We start from the raw sequence: 21,684 nt of genomic DNA on the forward strand, positions 1-21,684 counted from the left end.
CCCAAACATCATGATGAAATCAGCGATTACCGTCAGTCTTGTCGAAGAAGCCCGTGGCGGGCCGTTCGTTTTCTGGGACGGTTTGGCCGACGCGTTCGAACAGGCTGCTAAACTCGGTTTCGATGCCGTCGAGGTGTTCGCCCCTGGACCCGATGCCGTTTCGGTGGACGAACTGCGGTCGCTGAGTGAACAAACCGGCTTGCGAGTTGCCGCCGTGGGGACTGGAGCGGGCATGGTCAAGCACGGACTCAGCCTCACCGACCCTGACGTTTCCAAACGCAAAGCTGCCCGCGAGTTCGTCCGCTCGATGATCGACTTCGGCGGTCCCGTCGGGGCACCGGCGATCATCGGTTCGATGCAGGGCCGTTGGGGCGGTGATTTATCGCTCGCCGGAGCACTGGACTATCTCGCCGAAGCCTTGGAAGAACTCGCACCGCTGGCGGCTGAGTACGATGTGCCGTTGATCTACGAACCGCTCAATCGGTACGAAACCAATCTCATCAAGACCGTCGACGAAGGACTGACGTTCCTGAATCGTCTGCAAACGGGCAACGTGAAGTTGCTTGCCGATTTGTTCCATATGAACATCGAAGAATCCGACGTGGCGGCGGCGATCCGCCGCGGGGGCGACGCGATCGGCCACGTTCATTTTGTCGACTCGAATCGGCAGGCCGCTGGGCTGGGTCACACCGATTTTGCTCCGATCATCGCGGCTCTTCGCGGCATCGGTTACGATGGTTACTTGTGCGCCGAAGCGTTCCCGATTCCGGATTCGCAAACCGCAGCCCAGAAAACCATCGACTCATTGAAGACTTTGCTCGCGTGACCGATTCTCCCACGTCGCCGGAACCATCATCGGCGTCATCGCTTCAATACGTTTGCCGTTACGGCAGCATGAGGCATCTCGGCGTGATGACCGCGACTAGCGAATTCCGTTATGGCGACGAGGTCGTCATACGTAGCGACCGGGGAACCGAGATCGCGACGGTATTGTGCGAAGCCACGCCGGCCGCGATCGGCGGATTACACGAGCCCACCGAAGGCAAGATATTGCGTCGCCTCGATGCAACCGATCGCGGCGACTGGACCCAAATGTCAGCAATGACGCGACGTGATTTGGACGTTTGCCAACCGCACGTCGATCGTTTGAACTTGCCGATGCAATTGGTCGATGTCGAACGGGTCCTCGGCGGCGAGCGAGTGGTCGTTTACTTCATATCCGAAAACCGCGTCGATTTTCGTGAACTGGTCAAATCGCTCGGCCAGGAATTTCAAACTCGCATCGAGATGCGACAAATCGGCATCCGAGACGAAGCCAAGTTGCTCGCTGATTTCGGCGATTGCGGCCAAGAGGTTTGTTGCAGTCGCTTCCTCAGCAAGATGCCACCGGTATCGATGAAGATGGCCAAGTTGCAACGAGCTTCGCTGGACCCCACGAAGATATCCGGACGATGCGGCCGTCTGAAGTGTTGTTTGCGATACGAATTCGACACCTACGAATCACTCGCCCAAGAGCTTCCGCCGGTCGGCAGTCAATTGCTGACACGTGACGGACAATGCCGAGTCATCGCGCAAGACATTCTTGCCGGGCAATTGATCGTTCAAACCGAAGATCAACGCCGAATCATGATCCCGGTCGGGGACGTGGTAGAGATTTTGGCCGTCGGCAATGGCATGGTGGCAAGCGGCAAAAAGGGCAAAGACAATCTTCGGCCCCTTTAAGAAAACGTTCGTCAATGTGATAATTCTGTGAGTTTGTCGCCCGCTTCCGACTTCCACCTGCAGATCATCTTTCATGACCGTCAACGCTCGCACCGCCCGCACGGCTGCCAAACTCGCTCTTCAAGACGGAACCGTTTATTCGGGGTACTCGCTCGGGGCGACCGGCGAAGTCACCGGAGAAGTGGTTTTCAATACCTCCATGACCGGTTACCAGGAGATCTTGACGGACCCCAGCTACTGCGGACAAATCGTCACGATGACGTATCCCGAGATCGGCAATTATGGCGTTAATTCGATCGACGTCGAACGCAAGGGAACGGCGTTATCGGGTTTCATCATTCGTAACGAAAGCCGAGTGCATAGCAACTATCGGTCCGAAGGATCGTTGAGCGATTACCTTCAACAGCACAACGTGATGGGCTTAACCGGCATCGATACCCGTGCCCTCGTCCGCCGCATCCGCAGCGAAGGGGCCATGCAAGGCATTTTGTCGACCGAAGATCTCGACGATGCGTCGCTCATCACCAAAGCTCAAGCGGCACCGAGTTTGGTCGGTCGGGATTTGGTCCGCGAGGTCATGCCGAGCCAACAGGAAAAATGGACCCAGGAGCTGGATGAATGGACGTCCATCGAAGTCAGTCGCGGTAATCTGCGCGGCGGTTCGGGACAAACGATCGTTTCGTCAGACGTCGCGGACGCGGACCGCCCGCATGTCGTCTGCATGGACTTCGGCATGAAATGGAACATCCCTCGGCACTTGCGATCACGTGGCAATCGCGTGACGATCGTTCCCGGCAACACCACCGCCGACGAAATCAAACGACTTGAACCCAACGGCGTGTTCTTGTCCAACGGCCCCGGCGATCCCGAACCGCTGACCTACGCCCATGAAACAATCGCGAACCTGATCGGCACGGTGCCCGTTTTTGGTATCTGTCTGGGACACCAACTGCTTTCGCTCGCTTGTGGTGCGAAGACTTTTAAATTGAAGTTCGGTCACCGCGGAGCAAACCAACCGGTCTTTAATGTGAAGACGCAAAAAGTCGAGATCACCACCCAAAATCACGGCTTCGCCGTCGACGACAAAGACCTGCCGGATTGCTTGGAAGTCACCCACCGGCACCTCAACGACGACACGATCGCCGGCGTGCGTCACAAGGAAGCCGACGCGTTCGCGGTCCAGTACCACCCCGAAGCCGCCGCCGGTCCACACGACAGTCACTACTTGTTCAATGAATTCCAAAGCATGTTGAATCGGTAATTCCTGCCGGGTCTCCGCCGAAGCGGCTCCGACCCAGCCTACTCTTCACTCTTCACTCTTCACTCTTCACTCTTCACTCTTCACTCTTCACTCTTCACTCTTCACTCTTCACTCTTCACTCTTCACTCTTCACTCTTCAATGCCCCCCAAAACCGCCATCTCCCCGACCCGCGCCGACGACTACCCCGAGTGGTACCAACAGGTGATCCGCGCCGCCGATTTGGCCGAGAATTCGCCGGTTCGGGGTTGTATGGTGATCAAGCCGTGGGGTTATCAGCTTTGGGAAAATATCCAACGGGCGTTGGATGACATGTTCAAAGCGACCGGGCACCAGAACGCCTATTTCCCGCTGTTCATCCCGATGAGCTTTCTCGAAAAGGAAGCCGAACACGTCGAAGGGTTTGCTAAGGAATGCGCCGTCGTCACCCACCATCGGCTCGAGCCGGACCCCAACGGTGGGCTGCGTCCGGCGGGTAAGTTGGAAGAACCGCTGATCGTTCGGCCGACCAGTGAAACGATCATCGGGGCAACCTACGCCAAGTGGGTTCAGAGCTATCGCGATTTGCCGATCCTGATCAACCAATGGGCCAATGTGGTCCGCTGGGAAATGCGAACGCGGATGTTTTTGCGGACGGCCGAGTTTTTATGGCAAGAAGGCCACACCGTTCACGCGACGGCCGAAGAAGCGATCAGTGAAACCGAACAGATGGTCGAGGTGTATCGCGACTTTGCCGAGAACTGGATGGCGATGCCGGTGATCGTCGGCAGCAAGACGCCGCTGGAACGATTCCCCGGCGCGGTCGAAACGCTGTCGATCGAAGCGATGATGCAAGACCGCAAAGCCTTGCAAGCAGGAACGAGCCATTTTCTAGGCCAGAATTTTTCGAAGGCACAGGAGATCAAGTTTCAGTCCGTCACCGGTGATATTGAATACGCATGGACGACGTCTTGGGGAGTCAGCACCCGATTAATCGGCGCGTTGATCATGACGCACAGCGACGACGACGGATTGGTATTGCCACCACGCCTGGCTCCGTCGCACGTCGTGATTCAGCCGATCTACAAAGACGATTCCCGAGCCGAGGTGATGGCGTACGTCGAGAGTCTACGCGATGAGTTGGCCGCTCAAACGTTTGCCGGTGCCCCGGTTCGAGTCGTGATCGATGACCGTGACATCCGAGGCGGCGAAAAGAAGTGGTACCACGTCAAACGCGGCGTACCGATCCGTTTGGAAGTCGGCCCGAAAGACATGGCCGCCGATAGCGTTTTCTGCGGCATTCGCAATCAGCCCAAGAGCGTCGGTGTCTCGCGGCAAGAGATCGTCGCGACGATCGGTGAAAAGCTAGCGACCTTGCAACAAGAACTTTTCGACGCGGCGCTGCTTCTGCGGGAGTCCAACACCGTCACGATCAAAAACGAAGCCGATTTCCGCGACTACTTTGCATCAACCGATGACGACAAGATCCAAGGCGGGTTCGCTCACTGCCACTTCGCTGACGAGGATTCGCTGCAGCCACTCTTGAAAGAACTCAAGGTCACGATCCGTTGCATCCCAAGGGAACACAACACAACACCGGGAACATGTTTCTTGACCGGCAAACCGGCCGCCAAGATGGCTGTGTTCGCCAAGGCTTATTGAAGCCGCGAAGCCTCTTGATAGCACAAGGGCATTCCGCCTGCTGAATAAAAAAAATCCCCCACCGATCGGGGCAGTGACCGGCGGGGGGAGACGCGGTTCAGTAGGGCACAACCGTCCCGCGTCTGCTGAACTAGTCTATCGTCATGCTTTCTTGATGTTCACTAGTAAGCTAACTAAAAAAAACTAATTTGTTGTCGTAAATAAGGACAACTTAACTAAGCACCCCCCGCTAGCGTGGCATAGCATTAGATGGTAGTGGGGAGCTACCGGTCGGATTCTGTAGCAATCGGGTTGCGGGCAGGGTAGCTTATCGGCATGAGCAACACCGATCACGATCCGCCAGACACGGCGACGCCCCGAAATCCGTTTCTCGTCTCCGCCTCAGATTCCGGCGGTTCGGCTGATCCCTTTTTCCAATCTCCACCGATTCAATGGTCACCCGGGCAACTCGTGTCGGGGGAATTGATCCAGGCGGTTCGCACGATTGAGACAAAGAACACAGGTGGCTTCACCAAACTACTCGTCTTGTTTGTCTCTTTAGGATTGTTTGTAGCGGCCGGCATCGCGTGGTGGACGCCGCAGATGATCGCCATTTTGGTAGCCGTGCTGCTATTTCATGAAGCGGGACACTACCTCGCCATGAAGGCGTTCGGATACCGAAACGTCAAAATGTTCTTCATTCCATTCTTAGGCGCGGCCGTGAGTGGCCGTCACTTCAATATCGCCGGGTGGAAGAAAGCCCTCGTTTATCTGGCGGGTCCGCTGCCAGGAATCATCGCCGCGCTTCCGCTGATGTGGATAGGATCCGCCCAGCAGATCGACTGGATGTTCGAACTCGGGGGCATGAGCTTGTTTCTCAATGCGCTCAATTTGCTGCCGATCATGCCGCTCGATGGTGGATGGATTATGCACCTGACCGTGTTCAGTCGTTCGCCGTTGTTGGAACTACTCGCCCGCATGCTCGGAATTGTCATCATGTTGGCGTTCGCGTTCTTTATCGGCAGCCGAATTCTATTCTTCTTTGCTATCCCGTTGATCATCTCCTTGCCGACCACGTTTCGAGTATCCAAGTTGATTCGCCAGATGCGTGACCGCCCCTTGCCGGCGCCCGAGCGTGATGAGATCCCTGAAGACGCGATCAAGCTACTCAACCAAGAAATGCAATCGACGGCGTTGTCGGAAGTCGCCACGCCGCAGAAAGCAGCCTTGATCGTTCAGATTTATGAGTCGTTGATCGTCCGCCCCCCTGGTGCCGTCGCGACACTGGCCATCTGGCTGATGTACGGAGGATCGTTCATGGCTGCGCTGGTCGGTGGAACGACGATGTTCGCGATGCGAGAGTTTTTCTGGGGTGGTTTCTTTAGCGATGGGATGTTCGACTCGACCTCGCAGGTTGTCACGCTCGACGTTTCCGATACGCAGTTTTTCCTTGGCGATGAACCGATCGAAGCATCCTTGCTCGGCGTGGCTCGGTTCGATTCACCCGGTGAACTGAATGCGAAATTGAAACAAATGAATCCGGAGGACCGTGAACAGTACACCCACGTAAGGATCGGCAATGTCTTGTTGGCCACCGTTCCGAAAAAGTCCGACCGACCTCTGAACGAATTCGCGACCGCATCTGCCCAAGACGATGAAGACGAGTTTGACGCTGGCGCATTTCGAGAACGCATGAAAGCGATGTTCAAACCAGTCGACCCGAAGGACACATGGCTAGCACCGATGGTGGTATCCAGCCCGGTTACCAATCAAAGCCACAATCCCTCGCCCTCAACGGCGAACGGTCCGGTGCCGGGACGACCGATCGTGCATGTCATCAGTGGCATGCACCATGACTCGATTCAGCTACTTTGCAGGGCCCCCAATCCACAGGAAGCTAAACGGATCGTCGAGACCGATTTTCAAATGGTCGGCGTGACCGCGGATCGACTTTACCTGCCGACTTGGTCACCAATCGATCCACCGACCGACCAACAACTCGCTAATCGAAAGGTTCTTCAAACCCTCGTCAACGGAATCACCCTTGAAAGTGCGCCTCAGCTATTCGAGATGCGAAATAAGTTGTACCAGGCTCAATACAAGGACTACGATGGCGAAAGCCCGGACCAAGATGCAATGGTGGCGTCAACCCGGGCGGCAACGTTTCAAGCCAAGGTTCGTGCGTTGGAAGCAAAGTACACGGCCGACTTAATCGACGAGCTCTCCGGCGAACAAGCCGAAGTGGCTCGCCAGTACCAGGCATTCCAATCGGCAACCCATCAACATGCAAAACATATCGAAGAACGCCAGATCGCAAGGGAAAAGAAACGCCAGGAGCTCGGCGAGAGTTTCGACGATTTCGATTACGAGGAAAATGAGAATCTCTATCCGACGATGGATCAGTTTCTTGACCCAGAGAATCGATTTTTAGGTTTCGGGGATTCGAGCCAGCCTCATTATGCGTTCGCCGCTCACGTCAGCGGCGAGGTCATGACGGCGGACCAGTACGCTCACGCGATCGACCCTGATGCATTCGATGACGAAACGACTCAGGACGAATGGGAAGAGGGCGAGTGGGAAGACACCAACAACGAGGCGATGGAGTCCGAATCAGGTGAATTTGTGTCGTTGTACTTGCACCGGGCGAGCGACTACACCGCGACCGTATCTGCGATCATCGCGCACCTGCAACGCCAAGGTTTCACTGACTTCTCATTGCATTACGTTATTCCCACGTCCGACTTCGACAAGTAACCGAAAGGCGTTCGCCTTGGTTAAGCATTGCATGAGCAATAAGTGGCATAGGCTTCCAAGCCTTTTTATACCCCACAATTCCTCATGTATTGCTCCCCTGCCAGCTCGTCTGGCAGGAAGCCGAGGTTGGCAAGCTAGACACGAGCCGCAATTCCCCCAAGCTTCCGATTTCCACTTGTGCTTGCCGCTTGAAGCGGCGAGCACAAGTGAAAATCGGAAGGTTGGGAGGGCGCCGTTGCCTAGCTTGCGAACCTTATTCACCCACGAGACGAGCTCGTGGGGGTCAAAAAAGATGAGGGGTATAAAAAGGCTGGAAGCCTATGCCACTTATTCTTACGCGATGCTAAACCGAGGACCCTTAATTCTTGTCTTTCGACTCGGGCATTACCCACGGTCCTGACGTTTCGCCTCGGACGACTTTGAGGTATTGGCTGATCTTGGTTCGGGCGAATAAAGTCCCGTTAACATTGCGGTCACTGCGGCGCATCAGTGCGGCCATCGCCGACAGATGGTTTCCGAAATGGGTCGTTCGGTTGTAGGTCACTTGACGTGCCCGCCCGAACACCGGCAGTAACATCAAACACATCACCACGCCCAAGAACACGCCGTGCATCGTGACGAGACTCAACGGCCAAGTCGTCAAGAGTTCCATTCCGGTGGCGACCGGTGCACCGGGTTGAAGGTTGGAGACCGGGACCGGACCTTCATCGGACGACAAGAACGCGATCTCAATTTTTTTACCCTCGTTATCGTTTGCTTTGGCGGTTCGCGAGATCGAGTCCGAAATCTCGTTTGCCAATTCGTTCGCCGGGGCGGCCGTCATCGCGTAGTTCGTGATTAAACCGCCGCTGGCGACCACTAGAATTTGCGAGTCAGCCCATCGTGAATCGGTAATCCGGGCGAGCGTTGTGAGTAGTTTTCGATTGCCGGAGCGAGGGGTTGTTTCCTGCCCGAGCGATTCGAATTGAATCGGATCGACGATTTCAGCCGGGAGTTCGGCTTCGTCGTCCGCCATGTCGAGTAGTTCGTCAATTTCGGCCAACAACTGCTCGTCATCGATATCCACCATTTCGATCTCACCGATGTCGATCGAGTCATCATTGAGATCTTGGCCACTCGCCGAAGATTCCCGGTCAGGCACTTCGCTTAAGTCGTAATCCGCAATCCGGCGATCGGACAGAATTTGGCGATACGGCAACGCCTCGGCCACGAACCAATCGCCCAAACGCACGTCGCGACGTTGACCGTCTTCGAGCAACCGCTCGTTGATCAGATTGGCAAGTCGACGACGATATTCCAGGCGTTGTTGCGGCGGTGCGACCGAGGCCGCCTCGCGAAAATAAGCCTCCGTGCTGCCTCCGTCGGGGACGACGAACACGATCGACTTTTGCCCTTTCCGCAACCAGCGATTCAACCATGTCGTCACCGCGGCTTCATTGGCCGGTGGCCACGCCTTGGGGATCCAAACCAATGTGTCGAATCGTTCTGCCCGGGACGACAACCGAGAAAGATCACGGGTATTGATCGTGACCTCCGGTGCAGTCTCGGACTGACCGATCGCGTTTCGGAATGCTCCGAATCCGTTGAGACTTTGATTACCTTGAACCCCATCGCTCTCACCATATTCAGTGATAAAACCAGAACATCCGAGGCAGGTCAAACAAATCAAAACGAAAAGGGCTTGGAACCCCTGCGGTATTCGGACCGGGCAATCGTTTGATTTCATCAGGCTTTCGCTACGGCGGGTGGAGCGATCATCGATTCGAGTTGCAGGTTATTCTGCCAAAGTAAGTTGAATTGCTCGCCGTTGAGACTGTGGCGACCAAAGTAAGAACGCTCGAACGCCTGCACCGTTTCGGCCAACAGATCACCCGCCGGTAATCGGTTGCCACGAGCTTCTCGCACGTACTGGTGGTTGGTTTTCCAACGGGACAATCGCAACCAAGCGGCGCGATCGAGCATCAAGAGTTGATGTCCATACAGAAAAATGATGGCGCGATCATAATCGCCCTGCTGCATCAAACGCTCCAACTCGGTGCGAGGATGGACGTCGGTATCACGAAGCTCGGCGGGCAGTTCGGCGATACGCCGTTTGGTTTGATCGTCGAGTGACTCTTGACGGACGAGCGTTTGCTGGATCGGGGCCGGACGAAAATCAAACGAACTGTTCGCAAACACATACGCGAGTGCGGCGATCAACGCCGACATCAATAGAAACAACAAAAACCAACCGAACAGATTGCCCCAAGTGAGCGCTCCCCAAAACGTCGTCGGGCCTGTCGTGGCGGGCGGTGGAGTGTTTTTCTGGGCCGTCTTGGCTTTCGATTGAGGCGGCTTCGGGGTCCAACGCGATTCGCGATTGAGTGTGTCGGTGCGTCGATCGACTACTTCGATGGGCACGATCGTTTTGGACTCTGAATCGAACCAAGCCGAATCTGCCACAACTGGATCGAATCGAGTCTCCGACGCCGAATCGAGCGATACGTCTTGGGCGAACCCATGTGAATTGACACAACTAATCAACGCGAACAGCAAGATCGCCGTCCCGGCACCGACCCGAGACGCTGTCGCACCGGACGAGTTGCCCGTGACCGGCGAATCGACGATCTCCGCTGGTGTCGGAATCGACATGATGTCTTCTCCGAATTGCCGAATCGCCTCGGCCCGGATCGCAAGTTCCACTTCCCAACCTTCCAAACGAATTCGAGCGTCGAGATAGCCGAGCAACCGCACTACGACACTCAGCGAGGCGATGACCCACAACGCCAATGGATAAAAAACCAACATTGCCACCGTGTCCACTGTCCAGTCACTCAGTGTGATGCCGCGGACCCAGAAGATCGAATAAAACACACATCCGAGCAGTGCCGACAGAACTAATGCGACACTCAGAAAGCGACCTCCCAGTTCACTCGACAACGGCGTGTGCAACGCTTTGGATCGGCGGGCCAATGTGATCACGTTGGGGGAAGGCGATTTGATCGGGCATCGTTCCAACAAAATCATCTCGGCAAGGAACGGTCGATTGCTACGGACCACCGAGGCAACAAGAACCAATGTGATCGGCAAGGCGACATCATAAAACCCGCTAGACTCCTGGCCCCATCGAAAAGCGACGATCGCCACCGCCGGGATCGCCATTCGTTTAACACCGAGCGTCCAAACGAGCGGCCAAAACATCTTGCGGCATTCGCGAAGCGTACGCCGCAGTGGTGGCTGTGATTCGAAGATCGATTGTCCGAGCGAATACGTCGACAGCACACCCGCGATCGGCGTTTGCAAAAATACGAGTGTCGCCATCCAAATCAAATAACGCCAAAACAATGCGTCGGTTTCGCCTTCGAAAGTTTCGTTACTGGAAAAATCGAGCGTCATCCAGCCGAGCAAAATCGTGTTGACGATCATCCAAAACACCGCGCCCAAGATGAACTCCCGAACAAAGGCACGCGGATAACGGCGGACCATCATCAGCGACAAGTCACCGATTTCCGATAACGTTCGAACGCGAATCGCGACATTGGTTTGGTCGAGTTGCAAGGACGCTCAGTCAATGGGAACGAGGTGAAACTTCGCGGGGAAAGCCGAGTACGACGAAGTAAAAACTAATCAGCGCGGACGACATGATCGCCCACATCGCCTTGATTAAATAGGGCGCGGGGCTGGGCGATAAGAACCCCTCGGTAAACGCCGCAAGAACAAACAGCGTCGCCGCCGCCGACATGATCGGAACACTGCGATGAGCCGACAATCGCATCGAATCCATTCGTGTCAATCCGGCGGTGTGAAACAGACCCACGCCCAACCGCAAACCGGCTGCCGCCGACAACGCGATCGCGGTCAGCTCGAACGGACCATGGGCGGTCACGAAGTGAAAAAAATTGTCACTGCCGCCGACATCTTCACGGGCCATATAACCGAAGATCGTTCCCAAGCTGACGCCGTTGAAAGCAAGGATGAACAAGCACGGGATGATCAAGATGCCATAGGCAAAGCACTTCAGCCCGATGCCGGTGTTATGCATGATGTAGAATCCCGACATCGTGACGTAGTGATTCAGCGAGCCGTCGACTTTTAGCTCGTACATCTCCTCGACTTGGTCCAGTTGAGCTTGGCCGACGATCGTTTGCGCGAATTCGGGAAAGAGGTTCTGTTGGTAGCCGAGATACATCGACAGCGAGAACAGACCGAAAAAGACGATCGTGGCGATCCGCACGCAGGGATCAGCAAATATTTGTTGGGGAGCATCGCGAAAGATTAGGTCAACCCATCCCGCCGCGGAAAACTTACCCGAGCGGTAAAGTTGGTTGTGTGCCCGGGCGACCAAACGATGCAGGTACGTGACCGTTGCCGGCGGCAATTGATAGGCGTCGGCCAATGCCAAATCCGCACACGCTCCGCGATAGAGTGTGGCGAAACGGGTGATGCCTTCGGGGCCGGCGTACTTGGCACCCGCCTTGCGGGTCCGGCCACCGACTTCCATCGCCTCGCAGAGTCGTTCCAATTCGGTCCAATTGGACCGTCGTTTATCAAGCAGTTTGGCGATGTTCACTCGTCACTCCGAAGCGGCCCGCTTTTTCCTTGGGTGTTGTTCCTTGGGGGCGAGCCGCGAGTATAACCGAATGAAGGCGAGTTAAACCGGGTCGACCTCGGTCATGTCGAAGATTCGGTTCCAAGGGGGGGCGGACCCTTCGAGTTCGAGGTCCATTTCCTCGCGGCGTTTGCACTCGATGCATTCGTTCGCGTAAGGCAGCGCCTTGAGCCGATTCAAAGGGATCGGCTTGCCGCACTCTTCGCAGTCCCCGAAATTCCCACTGTCGAACTTCGCAATCGCCTCTTCGATGGCTGCCAGTTCGCGGGCTTCGACCTCGACGAGTTGGCTATTGAGTTCGTCTTGAACGGTATCGGCCGCCGCATCGAGTGGGTCGCCGGTCTTTTGTTGGTGCAATTCACGCAGCAGGCTCAGGTCACCGACCAAGGCTTTTCGCAGCGCATCCCGCCGACGCAACAGAGTTTTGCGGAGGGTTTTCAGAGTTTCTTGACGTGACATTGGTTTACCTTTCGTTCAAGCATGAGGCCTGCGGACGGGGGGTGACTACTTTTCGGGCAATCCTGGTTGCCACGCGGGCACCCGTTGAGACGTCCGGCGGGATCGCAAAGTTCACGACCGATGAGGCGAAAACCCGTCTTCCCGTGCAAGGGTAGACGTTTTCACGAATTATCAAGCCAAAAAAGCAATCGAACGCCGACATTTTTCCCTCGGTAGCAACGATTGTGCCGAATCCTCGGATTTGCCGCTAAAAAGATATTCGGGCGGGAAACCGCTCATTGACAAGACATTTTGGTAATGAGTCAACCTGAACAGCGTTCGCCCCTCGTGTCACAGTGGGTTGAGTTTGCCGATTGTTCCGAAAACCGGGCAGTTCCCTTCATGCCCGCGAGTCGAATAACCGATCCAACCGTTACAAGTGGACGTGCGAACGCCCATTTGGACTTCAATCGAATACACAATCAACGATAGGCAACGCAGTGAAAACCACGGCGCGACCCACCCAATCGGACGATCTGGCCCACGACTCGGCGTTCATTGTTTCCTCCGCCCTCGAACTGGGGCAGGGAATCAAGGACTCCTACGCGGACGATATGTCGGGGACTCAGGCGTGGGCGAAGTCGCCGTCGAAATGGGACCACGAAGCGGGCTTGGAATTTCGCGTCCGTTGTGAGGGCCAGCCGACTCGTCGGCTGCGTTTGTCGGGAGCCCGGTACACGCTCGGCAGCGGCGTGGGTTGCTCGATCCGCTTGGACGATCCGAGCTTGCGTCCCTTGCACGCGGTCTTGATTCGGGATCATGAACGGGTGCTCGTGCGCGCCTATGCCGTTCCGTTTCAAATCAACGGCGTTCGCATCTCCGAAGGCACGTTGGAACTGAATGATCGTTTGCGGTTGGGAAATTATGAATTCGAACTGCTCGCCAATACGCCTTTGTCGCTAAACCCGAGCCGACCCACTTCACACCGCGATTCCGATCCGGACACACGAGACTACGAAGCACCCAAACGAAGGCCCGAGCCGGAAGCCCAAGACGATCTCGACCAATGGCAAAAATCGTTTCATGACGAAGCCAAACATTGGCGAGCGCTCAAGCATGATGTGGAACGCCGGGAACAATGGTGCCGGACACGCGAACGTGAAGTCGCCGAACAACGTGAACAACTCGACCGACAAATGGAGTTGTTCCAAAAACGTCAGGATGAGCTAGCGACTCAAGAGTCCGCCGCACTGGAAGTTCATGACGAATTCACCCAACGCTACGATGAGCTGCGCCGCCGTCAAACCGAGATCGAGTTGCAACAAGAGGAACTCGAAGCCGGACGTGAGCATTTGCGGTTGCAACAAGAGCGTTTGGACGGCCGCGATCGTTTGCACCGCATGCAGATCGAAAAGCTACTCGGCGAGCATGAACGTTTCAAACAAGTCGATTCCGCTCAGAAACAACTCATCGCCGAATCCGAAGAACGCCTTCGCCGGTCCCACGAGCGGGCCGACGCGGCCAATGCCGCCGTTGAGCAAATGCGGACGAAATTCGCGTCACTCAATGAACAACTGTTGCAGCTCACCGAGCAACAGGAGATCCTGCAAAAACTCGAAGCTCAACGGAACCGCGAGCACCAACTTCGCTGTGATACACTCGCCGACTCACGCGACGAAGCGTTGGCACAGTGCAACGAGATCGCCCGCCAGCGTGACGAGCAAATCGACGCGCGAGCACTTAGCGAGGCTCGTCGCGAGAAGACGTTACAGCGATGCAATGAACTCGAGGCCATCGAAGAGCAACTTCGCGCCGAGATCGGCCTGTTGCAGGATGAAATCTCTGCCGCACGTGGGAACGCGGCCAAGCTCGACCAAGAATATCACGAAGCTCGCCAAACCATCGCTCATCTGGAATCTTCAATTCGCTCGAGCGAGCAACGGCACGAGAATGATCGCGATTCGTGGACGCTGGAAGTTGAATCGCTGCGGAGGAATGTCGACGAGCTAACGGTCGAACTCGCCAGTGCTCAAGTGCAACTGACTAAACTTCGCGAAGAAAATGAAAGGTTAGCCGAACAACTTTCCGGTGCTCATCTTGAACGCGATGATGCTCGTCAAAAACAAGAGGCCGCCGCGAAAGAGTGTGCCGCCGCCAATCAGCTCTGCAGCGAGACCAAAGCTGAACTGGATGCTGCCAACGAACGGCTCGCTGAGGCGACTTTAAAATACGAAGCGGCCAAACAAGAACGCGATCAAATCGAGCAACAACGACTCCAGATAGCCGAACAGTTGACCGGGTCCCAGGAGCAAATCGAACAGTGGGAACGACGCGTCGAAACGGCCGAGCTTCGTTGCACCGACGCACAAGGTCTGCTTTCGGAGGCTCGGGATCAATGGCAAAAGGCGGAACACGCTCGCGATGATGCCGAAGCGTCTCGCGCCGAAGCTGAAAGCAAGCTTGCCGAGGCTCAACGCGAACTCGAAGCCATGCAACGTGAACGTGACCAAGCCGTCAACGATCAAGAAAGCATGCGACGCCAGCGCGATCAGGCCAAAAAGGACGCCGAAGAGACCCGACTGCTGTACGACCGCTCCAATCGCGAACACGACGATACGCTCAATCGAATCGAAACGCTCGAACGCAAAACTCGCCAAACCATCGAACAGAAGGTCCCCGCAGACGAGCATATTGCCGATGCGAAACGCGACGATGCTCAAGCAATGATTGGCCTGATCCACCAAGACAGTGCCCCGATCCGATCGATCGCGCCTGCACAGTCGGAGATCCGATCCGTATCCTCAGAACTAAAGCAAACGCCATCGGATGAACCACCATCTGCTGTCGTAGAGCCTGCAGTTGAGGCTCCTACTTCTCATGGCGAAATCGACACAACGAAGGACAACGACGCTGATCATGTTGATGACGACGTGTGGCCAATGTACTCGGTTCAATCAGCAACCGATCAAGCCGACGTATCTCCAACCTCGCCCGCCAAAGAAATGTCTGGCGATTTGCAGTCCGGGGAATCAGACCTGAGCGCCAAGTGGTCCGACGATGTCTCTCAACGATATGAAGATCGCTTCGATGAAACGTCGACCGGGCCGTCAATGGCGACCATCGAAGAGGCTCAACCGCAGTGGCCCGAAGAAGACCAGTCTTACCTGAAACCTGAAGAGCGTCTGGAATTTGAATCGCGCCAACAGTGGAACGAGCCGCTATGGGACCAAGCCTCGCACGACGCGCCGATTGAATCGACGCTAGGTTCACTCAGTCACCTATCGCCGGATGAATCTGACGCCACCTTGGAATCCGATTACGATTCGGAATCCACGTTCGAATCAAAATCCCCATTCGAGGCCGAGTTTCATTCCGAAGCCGAGTTTCATTCCGAAGCCGAGGCTAGCATCGAAAGTGAATCTTCGTTTGAGCCGGAGCTTCAAGCCGAAGAGTCACTTGGTGATCGTTTACTTCGTGAGATGGGGCTTGCCAAGCACGAAACGAATGACTTCAACAACGGCGCGAATGATGATCAAGATTTTGAACATCCCGAGATGACAGCGATGTTCACCGGCGCACTGACCGACGCGTTGATCGATTCAACAAGCAACGATGAGAGCTCGGAAGATTACGAGTTGCCGAACATGACTGCCCAGTGGCAACCAACCGAAATGATCGCCCAGGATTCGACAGTCGAATTTCAGGACAACGAAGCAACTGCTTCGCCGTACGCGGCGATGCTGTCGTCGACCGCAGAATCACGATTGCAAGACGGTTTCAGATCACAAGACATGCAAGACGCAGGCGATCAAACCATTGATGCGTCTTTCGGTGGCTCGACGGTGAACGTTTCCTCAACGGTCTCTCATGTCTTTAGTGAAGCTGAAGAGGTGATCGCGACCGAGAGTGTCGTCACATCGGCTAGACAAGAAGCGACCGCCCGTACGGTCGTGGCAACGGAACCCAAGGTTGCCGACAACGGGGTAGCGAACAAGGACTCGAGCGACGATCCAGAGGATGACTCGATCGAGGCATATATGAATCGCCTCTTGCAGCGAGTGCAGGGAACGCCCGCAACCAACGAATCAACACCGTCGAATGTGACGAATGTTTCCAAACCTGCCCCCAGGGCAATTGAAATTGCGAAACCCGTGTCGGCACCTGTGGCGATGCCATCACCCACGAATGCACCGGCATCGACTGTATCTCGAAATGAATCGATCGATCAAGGCGATGAGGAATCGGGGACGATCGAAAACGAAGGACCATTGATTCCACGCTCGCAAGCTCCCGAACGGAACAGCAATCTTTCGGCGATGCGAGAATTGGCTAACGAATCCGCTCGTAGCGCGATCACCCAAAGCCATCGCTCCCAAAGTCATTCAACTCGCATTCAAGCGATGTTGAAATTCATCTATGCCGGCGTGGCCTTGATGTGCGGATTGGTTGCCGTCGCAATGATTGATTTGATGATGCTTAAGGTGGTCGCGGTGATCGCCGCAATCATCGCCGCCGCGGTGTTTGTCAAGGAAGGCTTCGAACTAATGACCGATTTGAGTAGCCGCACTCGACCTTCGACGGCAGCCGAAAACGTCACCGAAGAGGAATGACGCAGTGTCTGGTCGCTTGATCTCTGATGTGTAATCGTTTCAATCTCAAGACAAATCTGGCCACGCTCGGCGAATTGTTCGACGCGATGTTGTCGCAGCGTTTCGAAGTCGCCCAAGATGTCTTTCCTAACCAGCCGACGCCCGTCGTTGCGATCAATCGTGATCAGCAACGTGAACTTTTACCGATGCGATTCGGGTTGATCCCGTTCGGCAAAGACCCGGCGGCTCAAAAGCGTCCGTTGACCAACGCACGGGTCGAGAATCTTGATAAATGGCCATGGCGTTCATCGATCAAGTCGCATCGCTGCGTCGTCCCGATGAGTAGCTTTCGCGAGCCATGCTATTGGGGTGACACCGCCGGCACTGAGGTCGATTTTTCCGTTCAATCGGACCGCCCAATGATCGCGGCGGCCATTTACACATGGTTCGATGCGACCGGTGACGACGACCAGTCGTCTTCATCGATGCCGGCGGTCTTGACGATGAGCTTGATCATGCGACCGGCACTGCCGATCGTGATGCAGCACGGCCATCACCGCAGCCCATTCTTCCTGTCCGACGACGGAATCGACGAATGGATCTCGCGGGAGCCGCGATCAGTGGACGAGTCATGGAACGTATTGCGGGCACACGCGATGGTTCCCGACTTGAACGCGACGGTCGCAAGGGAGATGGCACCGGCGTGGAAAAAACGGCAAGCCGAACATCTCACCAAACGTGACGAACAACTCGCCGCAATCGAAGCGGTCGGCGAACTTGGGATCCGCGGCACAGAATGATTAGTCCAGAACCAGCCCGGATGATTCATAACCCGATACGCAACGGCTTGATGATTCAATCGTAACCCGAAGCGTAAGCGAGGGATGAGTCAATATCAACTATCCCTCGCTTACGCATTTTGAAGTTGCGCTTTTGCCTGTGGCATTGGTTTATCGTAACCCGAAGCGTAAGCGAGGGATGAGTCAATATCAATTATCCCTCGCTTACGCAGCGGGTTACGAAAAAAGCGCAACTTCTAAAAGCGTGAGCGAGGGATTCAGCGTTATTAAATCATCTGTATGCATCCCTCGCTCACGCTTCGGGTTACGATGCGAACTAAATCAACACGTTCCTAGCGCCGTCGGCTGACTTCACTAACCCTAATTTTAGGGTTTAACGAAGCACTAGCCTCGTTTCAGCATCGCGATGAGTTCTTCATTGCTAAGCTTGCCCGCCGCAGTGGTTCCTTCCATGATACCGGCGACGAGGTCGCGTTTGCTTTCGTGCAGCGCCAAGATTTCTTCTTCGATCGTCCCGCGGGCGATGATCCGGTACACCATGACCGGTTTGTCTTGACCGATCCGGTGGGCGCGGTCGGTGGCCTGGTCTTCGACGGCCGGATTCCACCACGGGTCCATGTGAATCACATAGTCTGCGGCAGTCAGGTTCAAACCGGTGCCGCCTGCTTTGAGTGAAATTAGGAATACGTCGGCGGCCCCATTCTGGAACGCATCGACGCGTTCTTGTCTTGCTTTGGCGGGCGTCGAGCCATCGAGATACTCGTACGTGAATCCCTTGGCCTCGAGTTCGGCGCGGATCAATCCTAAGTGCTCGGTGAATTGGCTGAAGATCAACGCCCGGTGGCCTTCCTCTTTGAGCCCCGTCATCGTTTCGATCAACTGCTGTAACTTAGCCGACTCGCCTTTGAAATTCCGATTCACGAGCGCCGCGTTGCAACTGATCTGTCTCAATCGCGTTAACATGGCCAGAATCCGAAATCGTTGGTCTTGGGTCGTCGTGATCGCTTCGACCTCTTCGATTTCGCCGATCGCTTGCAGTCGAATTTTTTCGTATTCGGCCCGCTCGGAGTCGGACAAGTCGACGTACAAATTCATCTCCGTACGCGGCGGAAGATCCTTCAGCACTTCGGATTTCTTGCGACGCAACACGAACGGCTTGAGGCGCTCTGCTAAACTCTCTCGCGCGATTTGACTGTCCTTGAGTTCGATCGGGGCGGCGAACCGTTTCCGGAACGATTCCCAACCCCCGAACACGCCCGGCGACACGACGTGGAATAGGCTCCACAACTCGCCGAGATGGTTTTCGACCGGCGTTCCGGTTAACGCCACCTTCCATTTCGCCGGGATGTCGGCAATCGCGCGAGAGGTCTTGCTGCGACTGTTCTTGATCGCTTGGGCTTCGTCGAGGACTAGCGTTCCCCACTCCACGCTCGATAGTTCTTGCTCGTCACGCAATGCCAGTCCATAACTGCAAACAACGAGATCGCCAGGCCCGACGGTTGATAGAAATTCCTTGCGGTCGGTTTCGCGGTACAGATGAACGTTCAATTCCGGCGCGAATCGATTGGCTTCGCGGACCCAATTGAAACCGACACTCGTTGGCGCAATCACCAACGTCGGGCCTTCGTCTTTGCGGTCCAGAACGACGGCGAGGGTCTGCAACGTTTTTCCCAAACCCATGTCATCGGCCAAGACGCCGCCGACGCCCCATTCGGCGAGTCGTCGCAGCCACTGGAAACCTTCGATTTGGTAATCACGCAACGTCGCGTCGAGACTGTCGGGGACTTTTGGTACGAGTTTCTCCGCCCGCGCCAATCGTTTCAAACAATCTTGCCACGCCTTGGTCGCTTTAAGTTGGATCTCGCCGTCGGCCATGATGTCTCGCATCGCCGGTGCGGAGGTCGCGTCGAGCTTCAAGGTCTTGCGATCGCTGTGGGTGGCGTCACGGATGCTCCGCAGCCGACGCCGCAACTTCTCGCTGATGCGAGCCCATTGACCGTCCTTCAAGCGAACGAAGTCGCCGTGAATGCGTTCGGCATCGTCACCGGACAAGTTCTCTAACAAATCATTCAATTCGATTTGCTTTCCCCCAACTTCGCACTGCCCGGTGACGCCGAACCAATCGCGTTTCTTTTGGACTTCGACACGCACGTTGTTACTGGAGATGCTGCCGAGCACCGAGACCGGCTTTTCGCTGTTTCGATCCCACAAGATTTCTAATCGTTCGGACTCGGGGGTGTCTTCGCGATTGAAAGTTTGCAAGCGATCGATCAAATCCAATGCGTCAGTAAAATTGGAAATGTGAGCCGCGAAATGTTCGCCGATCAGTGACTCGTGATCGGATTGTTCTTGGAAATGGAATCGCTCGGCAATCGATTCGGCATGACGTACTTCGCCGCGCAAGTTGCGACAAACCTGAATGGACTTTCCGTCTCTGGTTTCAGGGGCGAACGCCGGACCGGTCCCCGGTTTTCGCAAACGTCCGGTTGCATCGCGTACACGCAGAGCCACATCGAGGGTGCCATCGGCGTTGCTCCGCAATAGGACCACATGGGTGACCGACGCTGGGACGCTGGGGCCGAGCAACTCTTCGGGCACCTTGACCGAAATTTGGTTTTGCAATGAGTTCAAGCGACGAGCCAGTTCCGGTCCCTGAGCTTTGGGAACCGGCCTTAGTTGACTGAGCTTAAAGATCGGTTCGGCCATGCCGGGCGAGGCGTCGATCAATCCGATCAAGTGACGTTGCATTTCCAAACGCAAGATCGGACCACGAGCATCGTGTGCCATGAATTTGTTCTGCGGAGTCGCTCGCGCGAATTCGGGATCACTGACCCGCCGAATCAAAAGATCGCGATCAAATTCTTTAACCGATTCATCGCTGCCGGCGAGATGGTTCAGAACGCAGTAATGATCACTGACTTCGATCAACTCGAACTCCATCGAATCGCGACGGATCGTCCACGGTTCGGTATCGTTGAAAACGTTGTCCGCGCCGATCAATCTCTCCACCGCATCGAACACGTTCAAGGTTGCTTCGGGACGATAACGGTGGTAGCTATCCGAATAACGGATGCACCCTAACACTCGAAGGTCTTGGGGCGTTTTGCGAAGGGTCGAATCTTGGGCCGCGTCCTCGAGCGTCAAGCGACGTCCCTTCGTGTACCCACCGCCGCGTTTTTTAGGTTGCTGAACGATCGGATAAAACTCGATTCGGTTGTTTTTCATCTCCAAACGCCAGGCCAAACGTTGATCAGACTGATTCGCTCGAGGGGCCAAGGTGTCGTCGTTTCCATCAACGCCGACGCGTTCGAGTTTCTCGATGCATTGATCCAAATCGCCGAATAATTCTTGCACCGGGTCCGGTCGATATCGATCGTAGTTCGGCTGACCGGATGAGAATCGCCCTTGATTGATATCTTGATGAAGACTCGTCTGAGCGCCGAACAGTTGCCGCCTCAAGAAGGACAAGAACGCCGCGTTGTGGATACAGGGGCGTTCGCCACCGGAGGTGCTGCAGGCGCAACCGGACGGCGTCGGCTCGAACGTCTGCCGCGCGAAAACCGGATAAACTCTGCCTCCATGCAAACAGGTTCCATGAATCTCGCCACTGTCGTAAATCGCGCTGACTTCACATTTGAACGATGCATCGACTGCATCGAACAATTCATCGGGGACCTGATAGAGGATCGCCTCGAACTTACGAGCCCATTCCAATGCACGATTGGGTTTCACCGATGACGCAAGAAGTTTGAATGCCGGTGACTCGAATAAGTCGTCCTCATCGTCTTCAATCTTTTCGCGATTGGCACGCAACTTGGCGATCGCATTCATGATCGCCAGCGATTGTTTTGGCGATCGGTTCGGTAGCGTTGGGCGTTGCTTGCGAGCCATGAGGGCATCCTTGCGAGAGTGGC

Annotated in this window: 12 protein-coding genes; 7 read left to right on the plus strand and 5 right to left on the minus strand. The window is 55.5% G+C overall.

What is annotated here, in order from left to right; all coding sequences use genetic code 11:
- Positions 1 to 10 precede the first annotated feature (10 nt).
- From Pla100_RS08325 to Pla100_RS08345, 5 genes are all read left to right on the plus strand, one after another.
- Positions 11 to 826, plus strand: coding sequence for a sugar phosphate isomerase/epimerase family protein (locus Pla100_RS08325; RefSeq protein WP_146577171.1), 816 nt, complete (start codon positions 11 to 13; stop codon positions 824 to 826).
- Entirely contained in the window at positions 823 to 1,722 is a 900-nt protein-coding gene (locus tag Pla100_RS08330; protein WP_390620574.1) for a PSP1 domain-containing protein, read from the plus strand. The genes Pla100_RS08325 and Pla100_RS08330 overlap by 4 nt, the downstream gene beginning before the upstream one ends.
- Before the next feature lie 73 nt (positions 1,723 to 1,795).
- The gene (carA, locus tag Pla100_RS08335) at positions 1,796 to 2,983 is read left to right on the plus strand and encodes a glutamine-hydrolyzing carbamoyl-phosphate synthase small subunit (protein WP_146577172.1); all 1,188 of its coding nucleotides are present in this window, start codon (positions 1,796 to 1,798) and stop codon (positions 2,981 to 2,983) included.
- Positions 2,984 to 3,122: 139 nt separating this feature from the next.
- A complete protein-coding gene (gene proS, locus Pla100_RS08340; protein ID WP_146577173.1) occupies positions 3,123 to 4,622 on the plus strand; it encodes a proline--tRNA ligase in 1,500 nt (499 codons plus the stop codon).
- A gap of 315 nt (positions 4,623 to 4,937) precedes the next feature.
- On the plus strand, positions 4,938 to 7,355 hold the full coding sequence (locus tag Pla100_RS08345) for a site-2 protease family protein (RefSeq protein ID WP_146577174.1): 2,418 nt from the start codon (positions 4,938 to 4,940) through the stop codon (positions 7,353 to 7,355).
- Positions 7,356 to 7,713: 358 nt separating this feature from the next.
- On the opposite strand, the gene Pla100_RS08350 is transcribed toward Pla100_RS08345, so the two are convergent.
- The 4 genes from Pla100_RS08350 to Pla100_RS08365 all read right to left on the minus strand — a co-directional run bounded on the left by Pla100_RS08350 (position 7,714) and on the right by Pla100_RS08365 (position 12,402).
- Complete coding sequence (locus Pla100_RS08350) at positions 7,714 to 9,081, minus strand: hypothetical protein (protein ID WP_146577175.1); 1,368 nt, start codon at positions 9,079 to 9,081, stop codon at positions 7,714 to 7,716.
- The gene (locus Pla100_RS08355; RefSeq protein WP_146577176.1) at positions 9,081 to 10,892 is read right to left on the minus strand and encodes a DUF4129 domain-containing protein; all 1,812 of its coding nucleotides are present in this window, start codon (positions 10,890 to 10,892) and stop codon (positions 9,081 to 9,083) included. Before Pla100_RS08355 ends, Pla100_RS08350 begins: the two co-directional genes overlap by 1 nt.
- Before the next feature lie 10 nt (positions 10,893 to 10,902).
- Positions 10,903 to 11,904 (minus strand): stage II sporulation protein M, encoded by a 1,002-nt coding sequence (locus Pla100_RS08360; protein WP_146577177.1) that lies wholly within the window; start codon positions 11,902 to 11,904, stop codon positions 10,903 to 10,905.
- Between the two features lie 81 nt (positions 11,905 to 11,985).
- Positions 11,986 to 12,402, minus strand: a complete 417-nt coding sequence (locus Pla100_RS08365; RefSeq protein WP_146577178.1) for a TraR/DksA family transcriptional regulator — start codon at positions 12,400 to 12,402, stop codon at positions 11,986 to 11,988.
- Positions 12,403 to 12,881: 479 nt separating this feature from the next.
- Between Pla100_RS08365 and Pla100_RS08370 the strand changes: the two genes are divergently transcribed.
- Together Pla100_RS08370 and Pla100_RS08375 are read left to right on the plus strand one after the other, a co-directional pair.
- Entirely contained in the window at positions 12,882 to 16,991 is a 4,110-nt protein-coding gene (locus Pla100_RS08370; RefSeq protein WP_146577179.1) for an FHA domain-containing protein, read from the plus strand.
- 26 nt (positions 16,992 to 17,017) lie between these two features.
- Complete coding sequence (locus Pla100_RS08375) at positions 17,018 to 17,770, plus strand: SOS response-associated peptidase (RefSeq protein WP_146577180.1); 753 nt, start codon at positions 17,018 to 17,020, stop codon at positions 17,768 to 17,770.
- 384 nt (positions 17,771 to 18,154) lie between these two features.
- Here the strand turns inward: Pla100_RS08375 and Pla100_RS08380 are convergent, their stop codons facing one another.
- A complete protein-coding gene (locus Pla100_RS08380; RefSeq protein WP_231602841.1) occupies positions 18,155 to 21,661 on the minus strand; it encodes a DEAD/DEAH box helicase in 3,507 nt (1,168 codons plus the stop codon).
- Between the last annotated feature and the right edge of the window lie 23 nt (positions 21,662 to 21,684).

Source organism: Neorhodopirellula pilleata (assembly GCF_007859915.1).
GTDB lineage: Bacteria > Planctomycetota > Planctomycetia > Pirellulales > Pirellulaceae > Rhodopirellula > Rhodopirellula pilleata.